Annotated in this window: 14 protein-coding genes; 10 read left to right on the forward strand and 4 right to left on the reverse strand. The window is 63.9% G+C overall.

Going from position 1 to position 14,797, the window contains the following annotated elements; genetic code table 11:
- Window positions 1-2 precede the first annotated feature (2 nt).
- On the reverse strand, window positions 3-1,007 hold the full coding sequence (locus PG898_RS09660; RefSeq protein ID WP_005328123.1) for a substrate-binding domain-containing protein: 1,005 nt from the start codon (window positions 1,005-1,007) through the stop codon (window positions 3-5).
- 217 nt (window positions 1,008-1,224) lie between these two features.
- Here PG898_RS09660 and galE point away from each other — a divergent pair, with 217 nt between their 5' ends.
- The 6 genes from galE (at window position 1,225) to bacA (ending at window position 7,737) form a co-directional block, all read left to right on the forward strand.
- On the forward strand, window positions 1,225-2,238 hold the full coding sequence (galE, locus tag PG898_RS09665; RefSeq protein WP_270823892.1) for a UDP-glucose 4-epimerase GalE: 1,014 nt from the start codon (window positions 1,225-1,227) through the stop codon (window positions 2,236-2,238).
- Window positions 2,239-2,289: 51 nt separating this feature from the next.
- On the forward strand, window positions 2,290-3,336 hold the full coding sequence (locus PG898_RS09670; RefSeq protein WP_270823891.1) for a UDP-glucose--hexose-1-phosphate uridylyltransferase: 1,047 nt from the start codon (window positions 2,290-2,292) through the stop codon (window positions 3,334-3,336).
- A complete protein-coding gene (gene galK, locus PG898_RS09675; protein ID WP_270823889.1) occupies window positions 3,333-4,481 on the forward strand; it encodes a galactokinase in 1,149 nt (382 codons plus the stop codon). Before PG898_RS09670 ends, galK begins: the two co-directional genes overlap by 4 nt.
- 48 nt (window positions 4,482-4,529) lie before the next feature.
- On the forward strand, window positions 4,530-5,522 hold the full coding sequence (gene galM / locus PG898_RS09680) for a galactose-1-epimerase (protein ID WP_270823888.1): 993 nt from the start codon (window positions 4,530-4,532) through the stop codon (window positions 5,520-5,522).
- 133 nt (window positions 5,523-5,655) lie between these two features.
- Window positions 5,656-6,651: an aldo/keto reductase gene (locus PG898_RS09685; RefSeq protein ID WP_270823934.1), complete on the forward strand. Its 996-nt coding sequence runs from the start codon at window positions 5,656-5,658 to the stop codon at window positions 6,649-6,651.
- A gap of 270 nt (window positions 6,652-6,921) precedes the next feature.
- The gene (bacA, locus tag PG898_RS09690) at window positions 6,922-7,737 is read left to right on the forward strand and encodes an undecaprenyl-diphosphate phosphatase (RefSeq protein WP_005328388.1); all 816 of its coding nucleotides are present in this window, start codon (window positions 6,922-6,924) and stop codon (window positions 7,735-7,737) included.
- 63 nt (window positions 7,738-7,800) lie between these two features.
- Here the strand turns inward: bacA and PG898_RS09695 are convergent, their stop codons facing one another.
- From PG898_RS09695 to PG898_RS09705, 3 genes are all read right to left on the reverse strand, one after another.
- On the reverse strand, window positions 7,801-8,478 hold the full coding sequence (locus tag PG898_RS09695; protein WP_270823887.1) for a ChrR family anti-sigma-E factor: 678 nt from the start codon (window positions 8,476-8,478) through the stop codon (window positions 7,801-7,803).
- Window positions 8,471-9,040 (reverse strand): sigma-70 family RNA polymerase sigma factor, encoded by a 570-nt coding sequence (locus PG898_RS09700; protein WP_005328392.1) that lies wholly within the window; start codon window positions 9,038-9,040, stop codon window positions 8,471-8,473. The genes PG898_RS09695 and PG898_RS09700 overlap by 8 nt, the downstream gene beginning before the upstream one ends.
- A gap of 124 nt (window positions 9,041-9,164) precedes the next feature.
- Window positions 9,165-9,731, reverse strand: coding sequence for an LON peptidase substrate-binding domain-containing protein (locus tag PG898_RS09705; protein WP_041206584.1), 567 nt, complete (start codon window positions 9,729-9,731; stop codon window positions 9,165-9,167).
- 314 nt (window positions 9,732-10,045) lie between these two features.
- Here PG898_RS09705 and argS point away from each other — a divergent pair, with 314 nt between their 5' ends.
- The 4 genes from argS to hslU all read left to right on the forward strand — a co-directional run bounded on the left by argS (window position 10,046) and on the right by hslU (window position 14,753).
- On the forward strand, window positions 10,046-11,791 hold the full coding sequence (gene argS, locus PG898_RS09710; protein ID WP_270823886.1) for an arginine--tRNA ligase: 1,746 nt from the start codon (window positions 10,046-10,048) through the stop codon (window positions 11,789-11,791).
- A gap of 3 nt (window positions 11,792-11,794) precedes the next feature.
- Window positions 11,795-12,634, forward strand: coding sequence for an SPOR domain-containing protein (locus tag PG898_RS09715; protein ID WP_171269354.1), 840 nt, complete (start codon window positions 11,795-11,797; stop codon window positions 12,632-12,634).
- 188 nt (window positions 12,635-12,822) lie between these two features.
- Window positions 12,823-13,356, forward strand: a complete 534-nt coding sequence (gene hslV, locus PG898_RS09720; protein WP_005340772.1) for an ATP-dependent protease subunit HslV — start codon at window positions 12,823-12,825, stop codon at window positions 13,354-13,356.
- A gap of 68 nt (window positions 13,357-13,424) precedes the next feature.
- Window positions 13,425-14,753 carry an HslU--HslV peptidase ATPase subunit gene (gene hslU / locus PG898_RS09725; protein ID WP_005328414.1) on the forward strand — a complete coding sequence of 443 codons (1,329 nt, stop codon included), beginning with the start codon at window positions 13,425-13,427 and terminating at the stop codon, window positions 14,751-14,753.
- Window positions 14,754-14,797: the final 44 nt, after the last annotated feature.

The following is a 14,797-nucleotide window of genomic DNA, read 5'->3' on the forward strand; positions in this document are numbered from 1 at the left end:
GATCAGAGCCTGACGGGCGCCACCGAGTGGCGGTTGATAAGGGTCGGGGTGTAGATCCGGCTCTGCACCGTCTCGCTCTCCCCTGCGGCGAGTTGCAACGCCAGCTTGGCGGCCTGGGCGGCCATCAGTTCGATGGGATAACGCATGGTGGAGAGCTTGGGCCTCAGGTATCTGGCATAGATGATGTCATCGAAGCCCACCACCGAGACCTCTTCAGGCACCTTGAGACCATTGTCTGCCAGTACCGAGATGGCGCCTGCCGCCATGGCATCGTTGTAGGCCACCACCGCCGTGATGGGCAACCCCTTGGCCAGCAGGTTGAGCATGGCGCGCTCACCGCCCTCTTCATTGGGCATGCCGCTCTCCACCAGCTCGGGATCGGCGCTCAGGCCAGCCTCGGCCAGGGCATCCTGATAACCCTGATGGCGCAGCATGGCATCCTCGATGGCATGATCCGAACTGAGGAAGGCGATGTGGCGATGCCCCAGTTCCAGCAGATGGCGGGTCGCGGTGGCGGCCCCCTGCCGGTTGTTGAGGGCGATGCAGCGGCCCCTCAGACCCGGAATGTCGCGGTTGATCAGCACCATGCCAGGGGCCCGCAGGGCATAGTCGATGAGCTCCTCGTCGCTGAGCGCCTTGCTGTGCACCACCAGCGCCTCGCAGCGCTTGCCGATAAGCAGATCGATGGCTTCCCGCTCCTGCTGGGCGCGGTGAAAACCATTTCCCATCAGCAGGTGCAGCCCCTGTTCCACCGCCACCCCGGCGACCCCCTTGACCAGAGCCCCGAAGAAGGGATCTGCCACGTCACCGACCACCACGCCCATGGTGTCGCAGGTCTGGCTGACCAGGGCCCGGGCGTTGGCGTTGGGGGTGTAGCCCAGTTCGGCCATGGCCTTCTGCACCACCTCGCGGGAGGCGGCACTGGCCTTGGGTGAGTTGTTCATCACCCGTGAAACCGTTGCCACCGATACGTTGGCCAAACGGGCGACATCCTTGATGGTGCTCATTCTGTTTTCACTTATTTCACGGTTCGATATGGCGCCATTATACCGAGCAATGTCACTGATAACAGGGGGGAAAGCTATGTCGATGCATTTATCGCCACACAAGGACATGTAAACGTTTCCATCTATTTGTTAACCGGTTCACAGTTTACCCGTCAGCCCCTCGGCTAGACTCCTGCTCAGGCTTTCCTTGCGTGAGGCGCAAACGGTGGAGAAGAGGATGAGAGTACTGGTGACCGGCGGTTGCGGCTATATCGGCAGCCACACTTGTCTGGCCTTGCAGGCGGCAGGCATGGAACCCGTGGTGGTGGACAACCTCTGCAACAGCAAGGCCGCCGTGCTGACACGGGTTGCCGCCATCAGCGGGCAGCGGCCCCGCTTCTATCAGGGGGACATCCGTGACCCGGCACTGCTGGACAGCATCTTCGCCGAGCAGCAGATCGACGCCGTGATCCACTTCGCCGCCCTGAAAGCGGTCGGCGAATCGACCCGGATCCCCCTCGCATATTATGAGAACAACCTGAGCGGCACCCTGGTGCTGCTGCAGGCGATGAAGCGGGCCGGGGTTCACAACCTGGTGTTCAGCTCCTCGGCCACCGTCTACGGCGACCCGGCCAGCACCCCCATCCGGGAAGATTTCCCGCGCAGCGCCACCAATCCCTACGGCCGCTCCAAGCTGATCATCGAGGAGATCCTCGAGGATCTGCAGGCCGCCGAGCCCCACTGGAGCATGACGCTGCTGCGCTACTTCAACCCGGTCGGCGCCCACGAATCCGGCACCCTGGGGGAAGATCCCCAGGGTATTCCCAACAATCTGATGCCCTATATCACCCAGGTAGCCATTGGCCGTCGCGACTGCCTCTCGGTCTTTGGAAACGATTACAACACTCCGGACGGCACCGGGGTACGCGACTACATCCATGTGATGGATCTCGCCGAGGGGCACGTCAAGGCGCTGCACCACTGTGCGGGGCGAGGCGGCGTCCACCCTTACAACCTGGGCACGGGCCAGGGCCAGAGCGTGCTGCAGATGGTGGCGGCGTTCTCAGCCGCCTGCGGCAAGCCACTGCCTTATCGCATCGAGCCCAGGCGCCCGGGCGACATCGCCGAATGCTGGGCCGATCCCGCCAAGGCACAGCGCGAACTGGGCTGGCATGCCAGCCGGGATCTCGCCGCCATGTGCGCCGACAGCTGGCGCTGGCAGCTCGCCAACCCGAACGGTTACGAGGAGTAGGCCTGCCGGCCTGCCCGTTACGATTTTCTCAACTCATTGACTGGAGTGATGATGTTCAACCCTGTTGATCACCCCCACCGCCGTTTCAACCCGCTGACCGGCCAGTATGTGCTGGTCTCCCCCCACAGGGCCAAGCGCCCCTGGCAGGGTCAGGTCGAAAAAATAAGCCAGGCGCCGAGCCAGTCCCACGATCCGGACTGCTTCCTCTGCGCCGGCAACAAGCGCGTCACCGGCGACCAGAACCCCGACTATCGGGACACCTTCGTCTTCACCAACGACTTCGCCGCCCTGATGCAGGACACCCCGGCCGCCGGCGACGAGCAGGATCCCCTGCTCAAGCTGGAAGCCGCTCGTGGTACCAGCCGGGTCATCTGCTTCTCGCCGGATCACGGCAAGACCCTGCCCGAACTGGCGCTGCCCGCCATCGAGGCGGTGATCCGCACCTGGATGAGCCAGGTCGCCGAGCTGTCGAGCCAGTGGGAATGGGTGCAAGTGTTCGAGAACAAGGGCGCCGTCATGGGCTGCTCCAACCCCCACCCCCATGGCCAGCTGTGGGGCAGCGACTTCCTGCCCAACGAGATAGCCCGCGAAGAGCAGCACCAGCGCACCTGGCTGGCCGAGCATGGCCGCCCGCTGCTGCTGGACTACGTGGAGCGGGAGCTGCAAGACAGATCCCGCATCGTGGTGGAGACCGCACACTGGCTGGCGGTGGTGCCCTTCTGGGCGGCCTGGCCGTTCGAAACCCTGCTGCTGCCCAAGGCCCATGTGCCCTCAATGCTGGATCTCACCCAGGAGCAGCAAGAAGACCTGGCGGTGGCGCTCAAGGAGCTCACCAGCCGCTACGACAACCTGTTCGAGTGCAGCTTCCCCTACTCCATGGGTTGGCACTTCGCGCCGCCGAACTCGGACTGTCCCGAGGCCTGGCAGTTGCACGCCCACTTCTACCCGCCCCTGCTGCGCTCGGCCACCGTGCGCAAGTTCATGGTGGGCTTCGAGATGCTGGCCGAAACCCAGCGGGACCTGACGCCGGAACAAGCCGCGGAACGCCTGCGTTCCCTCTCCCCCGTTCATTACAAAGCCAATGAGGTGACCCCATGACTCCCAGCCAACGCGTCAGCGCCGTGTTTGCCGAGCAGTTTGAGCAACAACCCGACCTGCTGGTGCGCGCCCCCGGTCGCGTCAACCTCATCGGCGAGCACACCGACTACAACGACGGCTTCGTGCTGCCCTGTGCCATCGACTACGAGACCTGCGTCGCCATCGGCCGGCGCAGCGACAACCTAGTGCACGTGATCGCCTCCGACTACGGCAACCAGCGGGATCTGTTCAGCCTGGACAAGCCCATCACCCATCACCCGGACCAGCGCTGGAGCGACTACATCCGCGGCGTGGTCAAGCATCTGCAGGCCCGTGGCCATGCCCTGCGCGGCCTCAACCTGGTGGTCTCCGGCAACGTGCCCCAGGGCACCGGCCTCTCCTCCTCCGCCTCCCTGGAGGTGGCCATCGGCCAGGCTTTCAAGGAAGCCCAGGGGCTTGCCATCAGCCAGGCCGAGATCGCCCTCAACGGCCAGCAGGCGGAGAACCAGTTCGTCGGCTGCAACTGCGGCATCATGGATCAGATGATCTCCGCGAGCGGCGAACGGGATCATGCCCTGCTGCTGGACTGCCGCACCCTGGAGACCCGCCTCATCCCCATGCCCGAGGATCTGGCGGTGCTGATCGTCAACTCCAACGTGCGCCGCGGCCTGGTGGACAGCGAATACAACACCCGCCGCCAGCAGTGCGAGACCGCCGCCCGTCACTACGGGGTCAAGGCGCTGCGCGACCTGGATCTGGCCGCGCTGGAAGCGGGCAAGGCCGGGCTGGACGAGGCCTGCTATCGCCGCGCCCGCCACGTGGTGGGGGAAAACGCCCGCACCCTGGCCGCCGCTGACGCCCTGGCGAGCGGCGATCTGGTACGCCTCGGCGAACTGATGGGGCAGTCCCACGCCGCCATGCGCGACGACTTCGAGATCACGGTGCCCGCCATCGACGGCCTGGTGGAGATCATCAAGGCCCAGATCGGCAGCGAAGGCGGTGTGCGGATGACAGGGGGCGGCTTCGGCGGCTGCGTGGTGGCCCTGCTGCGCCCGGAGCGGGTGAACGAGGTGATCGCCGTGGTCGAGGCCGAGTACCCGGCCAGGTTTGGCCTCCAGGCGGACTGCTATGTCTGCCGCGCCAGCGCCGGGGCGGGCAGGCTCTAACGGGAAGCACATGAGTGACAGGTCACCGATCATCGAAACGGGCAAACCATGAAAACATTCGAACTGGAAAACGAGGAGGGGCTGCACCTGCGCGGCCTCGAATTTGGCGCCACCCTCACCTCCCTCAGCCTGCCGGTAGCTGGCCAGCGCCGTGAAGTGCTGCTGGGCTGCGCCGACGAGGCTTATGCCGCCCAGCAGGTGTGGCTGGGGGCAGTAGCGGGTCGCTTTGCCAACCGCATCGGCGGCGCCGAGCTGGTGCGAGGGGACGAACGCTGGTCTCTCGACGCCAATCAGCCCCCCCACTGCCTGCACGGCGGGCGCGACGGATTCCATCGCCAGCCCTGGCAGATCAAGGAGCAGGAGGCGGACAGGGTCAGGCTGGCGCTGCTATCAAGAGCAGGAGATCAGGGCTTCCCCGGCAACCTGCGAGTGACCCTGGAGTACCGGCTGGAGCAGCACGATCTGGTGGTCGACTTCAGGGCCAGCACGGATGCACCGACCCCGGTCAGCCTCACCAGCCACGCCTACTTCAATCTCGATGGCCACCAGGGCGGCAGCGATGTGCGCTCCGATATTCGCAATCATGCCATCAGCATCAATGCCGATCGCTTCCTGCCCACCGACCAGAGCGGTTTGCCGCTCACCATCACGCCGGTGGAGGGCCCCTTCGATCTGCGCAATGAGCGCCTCATTGGCCAGGATTGGCTGAGCCATCCCCAGCAGCAACAGGCCAAGGGCTTTGACCACGCCTTTGTGCTGAACGGCCCCGAACAGGCGTGGGCGGCACGGGTGGTCTCGGGGGATGAACAACTGGTGATGGAGGTCCACACCAACCAGCCCTCCTTGCAGTTCTACACCGGCAACTGGCTGGCCAACACGCCGGACCGCAGCGGCCGGCCATACCGGGATTACGACGGTTTCTGCCTGGAGGCGCAACAACTGCCGGACAGCCCGAACCGGCCGGAGCTCGGCAACCCCTGGCTGCTGCCGGGCCAGCTGTATCACCATCAGACCCGTTACCGTCTGATCCCCGCAGGCTAAGACCCCCTCACGTCCCCCTTTCGAAAGGGGGAGGTGCGATGATGCTTCTCCCCTTATGAAGGGGAGGAGTGGGGCTCTTCACCTCCGCTTGCTAACGACAGTCCACCGAGCCAACTCAGGAGCCTTGATGAACATGGATGATCACTACCTCGCCGCGCCGGATCGCTACCAGCGCCAAGCTTACAGAGCCGCCGGTCGCCACGGCCTGCGCCTGCCCGGCATCGGTCTCGGGCTCTGGCACAACTTCGGTGCCGGGAGCGATCCCGCCAGGGTGAAGGCCATGGTGCATCAGGCGTTCGATCTGGGGATCACCCACTTCGATCTCGCCAACAACTACGGGCCACCGCCAGGCTCCGCCGAAACCACCTTCGGCGGCGTGCTCAAGGGCAGTCTGGCCCCCTACAGAGACGAGCTCATCATCGCCAGCAAGGCGGGCTACGTGATGTGGGACGGCCCCTACGGCGACGGCGGCAGCGCCAAATACCTGTTTGCCAGCCTGCACCAGAGCCTGCGCCGGCTCGGGCTCGACTATGTGGACATCTTCTATCACCACAGACCGGATCCCTGCACCCCGCTGGAGGAGACCTGTCAGGCGCTGGCGCTCATGGTACGCCAGGGCAAGGCGCTCTATGTCGGCCTCTCCAACTACCCGGCCGAGCTTGCCGCCAGGGCGGCGACCCGGCTGGCCGAACTCGGCACCCCCTGCCTGGTCAACCAGCTCAAATACTCCCTGTTCCAGCGCGACATCGAGGCCGAGACCCTGCCGGTCTGCCGAGAACAGGGGATGGGGGTGGTCGCCTTCTCGCCCCTGGCGGGGGGGTTGCTCAGCGATCGCTATCTGGAAGGGATCCCGGCGGATTCCCGCGCCGCCAGCGCCAGCCCCTTTCTCCAGCCCGACCAGATCACCGCAGACAAGCTGGCCCGCATTCGCGCCCTGCACGCCCTGGCGCAGCAGAGGGGGCAGCCCCTGTCACAGTTGGCATTGCAGTGGGTGCTGCGCGATCCCGTGGTGAGCTGCGCACTGATCGGCGCCAGCAGCCCGCAGCAGATAGTGAGCGCGGTCGAGGCACTGGCCTTGCCGCCACTGGACGAGGCGCTGCAGCAGCAGATCCTGGCGGTGCTGGCATGACGAATTGACCCCGCCACGGGCGGCTGACTGAGCGTCGCGGCCATGTCAGAAGGTGACGGGGCGGTGACGGAGCCCGAGGTAGTGCTACTAAAGCCGCTGCGCCCTGACCCTGCACCATGCGGAAAGTACCGGCCGCCAGACAAGGGCCGGAAACCGCACAGGAGTCCCCAATATTCTCTGGTTGCCCGCGTGATTTTCCGCCATCATTGGCCGCCCCGACCCTGATCGGGGCTGATTTTATCCGGACCCATCAACCAAGAGATCTGTACCATGACCGAATCCTACGCCCTGTTTGTGGCCTTCGTGCTGGGCATAGTGGAAGGCCTGACCGAGTTTCTGCCCGTTTCCTCCACCGGCCACATGATCATCGTCGGCCACCTGCTCGGTTTCGAAGGCCCCAAGGCCGCCACCTTCGAGGTGGTGATCCAGCTGGGCTCCATCCTGGCGGTGGTCGTCATGTTCTGGCGCCGCCTTTTCGGCCTCATAGGAATCCATTTCGGCCAGAAACCTGCACCTGGGCATGCCACCCTCTCCCTGGTGCACATCATCCTCGGCATGCTGCCCGCCGTGCTCATCGGGCTGGCCATCCACAGCTGGATCAAGGCCCATCTGTTTGGCCCTGAAACCGTGATGTATGCCCTGGTGGCCGGCGGTATCCTGCTGATCATCGCCGAGAAGTTCCGCCCCGCCGTGACCGCCGAGACCCTGGACGACATCAGCTACAAGCAGGCGTTCGGCGTCGGTCTGTTCCAGTGCCTGGCGCTCTGGCCCGGCTTCTCCCGCTCCGGCGCCACCATCAGCGGTGGCATGCTGATGGGCATCAGTCGCCATGCGGCGGCCGAGTTCTCCTTCATCATGGCGGTGCCCATGATGATCGCAGCCAGCGGGCTGGACCTCTACAAGAGCCGCGACTTCCTCTCCATGGCCGACTTCCCCATGTTTGCGGTGGGCTTCGTCACCGCCTTCGCGGTCGCCATGGTCGCCATCAAGACCTTCCTGGCGCTGATCCGTCGCCTCGACTTCATCCCGTTCGCCATCTACCGTTTCGTGGTGGCCTTCGCCGTCTACCTGGTGTTCGTGGCCTGATCCCGAGGGATTGCCTCATGAAAAAAGGGACCTTTATGGTCCCTTTTTGCTGTCCGACATGGCTCAGTAGAGGCGATGGCTGATGCCGTTTAGCAGTCGCGACAGGCCCTTGGTGAACTGCACCGGCGCATCCTGCACCGTGTAGCAGAGGCAGCCGTCCGGGGTGTGCGGGCTGTGGGCATGGCTGGCATCGCGCCAGATGAAATCTCCCGCCTGATAGCGGGTGTCGCCGTCCTCTATGGTGCCTCCCAGCAACAGCGTCAGTTCATAACCCTTGTGGGTATGCTCAGGGATGTACCCGCCTGCCTCGATATGGAGCAGGCTGGCGCGGGCTCCCATCTCGTCCAGAGGCAAACTGTGCTGGCGAATGGCCCCGATATGGCGCCACTTGGGCGCATGGTGGCGGGCCAGCACCCGTGGCAGGTGGTAGCTCTGGCCTGCCACCCGCAGCTCGGGCGCCAGCCGTACCGGTTGGCCGAGTTCGACCGGGCTGGCCACGGGTTGTTGCAGTATGCCTGCCAGCATTGCGTCGAGTTCCAGCGGCATGGTCTCGCTTATCGCCGCAGGCTGATCTGCCGGCTCCAGATACTGGCGAGCCAGCTCCTCTTCACAGCCCTTGAGTCGGGCGGCACAATCGGGGCAGAGCTCGCAATGGGCAGAGACACCGACGGCCAGCGGCAGGGGCAACTCGTCGGCGGCAAAGGCCCGCAACATGAGTTCGGTCGGATGGGTCTTAATCATGGCCTTGCTCCACTTGCTCTTTCAGTTTCTGTAATGCCAGCCGGAGGCGGGACTTGATGGTCCCGAGCGGCACGCCTAGCCTGTCGGCCAGCTCCTGCTGGGAAAACTCCTGCAGATAGATGCCGCGCACCACCTGCTGTTGCGGCTCCGGCAGGGTGGCGAGGTAATCTGCCATCTGGCGGGTCAGCACCGCATCTTCACCACCGCTCAGGTGCTCCTCTTCCGCCCTGAACTCCAGCAGGGGCCACAGCTCCTCGGCGCAGAGATCCTCCTTGCTGGCGCGACGGCGCCGCAGCATGTCGAAACTCTGGTTGCGCATGACGGTATAGATCCAGGTCGTCGGCGCCCCCTTCTCGGGGTGATAGAGCCGCGCCTTCTGCCATACCAGCAGCATGGTCTCCTGCACCAGCTCGAGGGCGTTGGCCTCGCTGCCGAGATGGCGCATCCCATAACTGCGGATGCGCGGTGCAAAGTGCTGGAACAGGGTGGCGAAGGCGACCTTGTCGCCGTGCTCGGCCACCCGGATGAGAAGAGACGTCAGATCGCCATCTGGGTTGTCCATGGGGGGCGATGTCCTGCGTAGAGCCGATTGTGGTTGGCCAGTATATGCCATTGCGCCATCCCTTGAATGTTGCTGTCATCACTATTACGACGGGCGGAGCAAAAGGATCACCGGGGACGGGAATTCAATGGCTCGCGACCAGCAGGCCGCTCAGCAGGGAGAGGGCAGGCTGGTTGTCCTTGGCCGCGACCAGCCATTGCTTCTGCTCCACCGGGATGGGCAGCACCTCCAGCCAGCGTTGTGCCACCCAGCTGGCATCGTTCCAGTCGGGTTCCGGGTAGAGGGCCGCGTACTCCGGATAGTCGTTGAACACGTCCTGCAACGCCTTGGCCAGGGAGTGCTGGTCGGCCTTGAGCCGACCTCTCTGCCAGGGGGGCAGCGGCTCCACCTCGCCGACCCGCAGGCCATCCGGCTCCTGCCACAGGTCGACTATTTTGACCCGCTCCACCCCGAGCACTGTGATGCCGAGCAGGCCGTCCGGCAGCAGATCGAAATCGATGATCCGCACCCGGGTGGCGATGGGATACATGTTGCGCAGCGCATCGGGCTGGCGGGGGTCCAGCATGCAGAGCGCAAACTCCCGCTCCTGCGCCTCGGCTATCATGCGCTGATACCTGGGCTCGAAGATGCGCAGCGGCATGATGCCGCCGGGCAGTAGGTGGGCGGAGAGTGGAAACAGCACCAGTGTCATGGGAATCGTCCTCTAGCGACTTCCTCTAAGGATACGACCGCCAGACGGAGCGGGATCATTCAGACCAAATTGGAATAAATAACCCCTTAACAATCAGGGGAAAATAGCCTGGACAAGCCGCTTCGATATGCAGTAGAAATGGATAACCACCACTTATTCAAATCAATATTCTGCAATGTGGTGAAAAACGCAGTGAAATATCCGCCACCCCAAGGGGGTCGGGCCATTCCTATAGTTTTCTCGGCCCGATGCGGGTAAAATTCACGCCCTTATCCAGTCAGTCATTTTTCGACGCGCAACCTCGGTGGTCAGTTATGAAAGAGCATATTCATCATCTACTTGAACAAACGGTAGCCAATCTCAAGTCCGCGGGCGTCCTGCCGGCCGACCTGGAAGCCCGGGTGCAAGTAGACCGATGCAAGGAGAAGGCTCACGGCGACCTGGCCACCAACCTGGCCATGCTGCTGGCCAAACCGGCCCGCAAGAACCCCCGTGAGCTGGCCGCTGCCATCATCGAGCACCTGCCCGCCTCCGATCTGATCGCCAAGGTCGAGATCGCAGGCCCCGGCTTCATCAACTTCTTCTTCGACCCGAGCTGGCTGGCCGGTCAGGTGGAAGCCATGGTGACCTCCGCCAACGCCAACGTGAAGCTGCCCGCGCCACAGACCGTGGTGGTGGACTACTCGGCGCCGAACGTCGCCAAAGAGATGGCAGTGCACCACATCCGCTCCACAGTCCTCGGTGACGTGGCCGCCCGCGCCCTGGAGTTCCTCGGCCACAAGGTGGTGCGTGCCAACCACATCGGCGACTGGGGCACCCAGTTCGGCATGTTGATCGCCTATCTGGAGAAGATGGCCAACGAGCACGCCTCCGACATGGAGCTCAAGGACCTGGAAGCCTTCTACACCCAGGCCAAGCGTCACTACGACGAGGACGAAGCCTTCGCCGAGCGCGCGCGCAACTACGTGGTCAAGCTGCAGGGGGGCGATGAGTACTGCCGCACCATGTGGAAGAAGCTGGTCGACATGACCATGGAGCAGAACCAGCGCAACTACGAGCGCCTGAACATCTCCCTGTCCAATAAGGACATCATGGGCGAGTCCATGTACAACGACATGCTGCCCCAGATCGTGGCCGACCTGAAAGCCAAGGGGCTGGCGGTCGAGAGCGAAGGGGCGACCGTGGTCTTCCTCGACGAGTTCAAGAACAAGGATGGCGAGCCCATGGGCGTCATCATCCAGAAGAGCGACGGCGGCTTCCTCTACACCACCACCGACATCGCCTGTGCCAAATACCGTTACGAAACCCTGGGCGCCGACCGCGTCATGTACTTCATCGACTCCCGTCAGCACCAGCACCTGATGCAGGCCTGGACCATCACCCGCAAGGCGGGCTATGTGCCGGAATCCGTACCGCTTGAGCACCACGCCTTCGGCATGATGCTGGGCAAGGACGGCCGCCCCTACAAGACCCGCTCCGGCGGCACCGTCAAGCTGGTCGACCTGCTGAACGAAGCGGAAGAGCGCGCCGCCGCCCTGCTGGAGAGCCGCAACAGCGACCTCTCTGCCGAAGAGAAGGCCAAGGTGGTGCACGCCATCGCCATGGGCGCGGTCAAGTATGCGGATCTCTCCAAGAACCGCACCACCGACTACATCTTCGACTGGGACATGATGCTGTCGTTTGAAGGCAACACTGCCCCTTACCTTCAGTACGCCTACACCCGCATCCAGTCCATCTTCCGCAAGGCGAACATAGATGCCGAGGCCCTGACCGGCCACGTGACCCTGAACGAAGAGGCCGAAGAGGTGCTGGCCCAGAAGCTGATCCAGTTCTCCGACGCAGTCAACGGCGTGGCGGACAAGGGCATGCCTCACCTGCTGTGCACCTATCTGTACGAGTTGTCCGGCAACTTCATGACCTTCTACGAAGCCTGCCCGATCAACAAGGATGGCGTGGACGAAGCGACCCGCAACAGCCGCCTGCTGCTGTGCGCCGCCACCGCCAAAGTGCTCAAGCTGGGCCTGGGCGTGCTGGGCATATACACCCTGGAGCGCATGTAATAGATGGCGACCCGGGATTACGTCAGCAACAGCCCGAGACGACGGGCCGGTGGTCGTAACATCAAGAAAGCGGCGCCTCGCCGCTTTCCTGTTATCCCGGCACTGCTGGCCGGGGCCCTGGTCGTCGGCTTTGGCGCCTTCCTTTACCTGATCAACGGCAAGGGGGCGGATGCCCCCACCATCGAAGAGCAGGTGAAGGCCAACAAACCCAAGGCTCAGGGCAATACCCTGCCTCAGGAGAAGTGGAGCTACATCGAACGGCTGGAGAACAAGCAGGTGGACATCATAGAGCCGCCGCCCCAGCCGGGCGTGCTGCCACCACCGCCTGCCGAGACTCTGACCCTGCAACCCGAGAAGCTGCCGCAGCCGGTACCGACCGAGATCCCCCAACCGGGGACCCCCATCGGTCAGGTGAAGCCCTTCCAGCCGCAACCGGTACAACCGGCCAAGCCGGCCACCGGTGCCCCGGTCGCCAGCGCGCAAGAGCAGGTGATCAACCAGAAGGCCGAGCGTGAGCGGATGGAGCGGGAGATCCGTGCCGAACTGGAGCGGGAGCGGGCCGAGGCCGCCAGGGCCAAGGCGGCGACCCAGACGGCGGCAGCCGACGGCGGTCGTTACATGATGCAGTGCGCCGCCCTGCGCTCGCAGGATTCCGCAGAGTCGCTCAAGGCGCGCATCGCCTTCGGCGCCGGCCTCTCCTCCAGCCTGCAGGTGGTCAATGGCGCCAATGGCACCGTCTACAAGGTGATGGTGGGCCCCTTCAGCGGCAAGGCGGCGGTCGATGCGGCCAACCGCAAGCTGCAAGGCTCCGGCATCAGCGGCTGCATCCCCAAGAAAGGCTAGCCGCAGAGCCAATCAAGAAGGGCCGGGGAACAACCCCGGCCCTTCTCCTTTCGACTCCCCTCTCCCTCGCCGACATGGCCTCCCCCTTTTTTCCCGACAACAGTCAGGCTTGAAAAGCCGGTTTGCCATCCCCATCTTTCTTGCCATGCACAGTCCGGCCGTCATTCGGCTCAAGCGAGGTAAGTAAAGTGACTACCATAGTTTCCGTCCGCCGCAACGGCCAGGTCGTGATCGGCGGTGATGGCCAGGTCTCCCTCGGCAACACCGTCATGAAGGGCAACGCCCGCAAGGTTCATCGTCTCTACAACGGCAAGGTGCTGGCAGGTTTTGCCGGCGGCACCGCCGACGCCTTCACCCTGCTCGAGCGCTTCGAAGCCAAACTGCAGGCCCATCAGGGCAACCTGGAACGCGCCGCCGTGGCGCTGGCCAAGGACTGGCGCACCGATCGCGCCCTGCGCCGCCTCGAGGCCCTGCTGGCCGTGGCCGACGAGCACAAATCCTTCATCATCACCGGCAACGGTGACGTGGTGCAGCCAGAGCATGACCTGATCGCCATCGGCTCGGGCGGCAACTTCGCCCAGTCCGCCGCCATCGCCCTGCTGGAAAACACCGAGCTGGATGCCAGGACCATAGTCGAGAAGTCCCTCAAGATTGCGGGCGACATCTGCGTCTTCACCAACGGCAACCACACCATCGAAGTGCTGGACTACAGCGCCAAGTAAGGGCGCCCGCCAGCCAACTCATTCTCCAAGGGGTGGGCCCTGCCCGCCCCGGATACAGGAACTCCATCATGTCCGAGATGACCCCGAGAGAAATCGTCCACGAGCTGGACCGTCACATCATCGGTCAGGCCGATGCCAAGCGTGCGGTGGCCGTGGCCCTGCGCAACCGCTGGCGCCGGATGCAGCTCAGCGAAGAGATGCGCCATGAAGTGACCCCGAAAAACATCCTGATGATAGGCCCGACCGGGGTCGGCAAGACCGAGATCGCCCGTCGTCTGGCCAAGCTCGCCAATGCCCCCTTCATCAAGGTGGAAGCGACCAAGTTCACCGAAGTGGGCTATGTGGGCAAGGAAGTGGACAGCATCATCCGCGATCTCACCGATGTCGCCATCAAGCTGGTGCGCGAGACCGAGATGGAGAAGATGAAATACCGCGCCGAGGAAGCCGCCGAGGAGCGCATCCTCGACGCCCTGCTGCCGAACCCGCGCAACAGCTGGGGCGAGGAAGAGAAGGCCGACAACTCCAACACCCGCCAGATCTTCCGCAAGAAACTGCGGGAAGGTCAGCTGGATGACAAAGAGATCGAGCTGGATCTCGCCGCCACCCCCATGGGCGTCGACATCATGACCCCGCCGGGCATGGAAGAGATGGCCAACCAGTTGCAGGGGCTGTTCCAGAACTTGGGCCAGCAGCAGAAGAAGAAGCGCAAGATCAAGGTCAAGGAGGCCATGAAGGCGCTGATCGAAGAGGAAGCTGCCCGCCTGGTCAACCCGGAAGAGCTGAAGCAGAAGGCCATTGCCGCGGTCGAGAACAACGGCATCGTCTTCCTCGACGAGATCGACAAGATCTGCAAGCGCGGCGAGAGCTCGGGCCCCGATGTCTCCCGCGAAGGGGTGCAGCGCGATCTGCTGCCCCTGGTCGAGGGTTGCACCGTCAACACCAAGCACGGCATGGTCAAGACAGACCACATCCTGTTTGTCGCCTCCGGCGCCTTCCAGGTGGCCCGTCCGTCTGACCTCATCCCCGAGCTGCAGGGTCGCCTGCCGATCCGGGTCGAACTGACCGCGCTCACCACCCATGACTTCGAGCGAATCCTGACCGAGCCGAACGCCTCCCTGACCGATCAGTACCAGGCCCTGATGGCCACCGAAGGGGTCAAGATCGAGTTCACCCAGGACGGCATCCGCCGTCTGGCCGAGGCGGCCTGGCAGGTCAACGAGCGCACCGAGAACATAGGTGCCCGCCGTCTGCACACCGTGATGGAGCGCCTGATGGAGGATATCTCCTACGATGCTTCCGAGAAGTCCGGCGAGACCTTTGTCATCGACACCGACTACGTCAACGCTCACCTCGGAGCTCTCATTGAGGACGAGGATCTGAGCCGCTATATTCTGTAAGCTCGCCTCTCCCGATAAAAAAACGCCTCCCTTCGCGGAGGCGT

Source organism: Aeromonas sp. QDB31 (genome assembly GCF_027707605.1).
In the GTDB taxonomy this organism is placed as follows: domain Bacteria; phylum Pseudomonadota; class Gammaproteobacteria; order Enterobacterales; family Aeromonadaceae; genus Aeromonas; species Aeromonas media.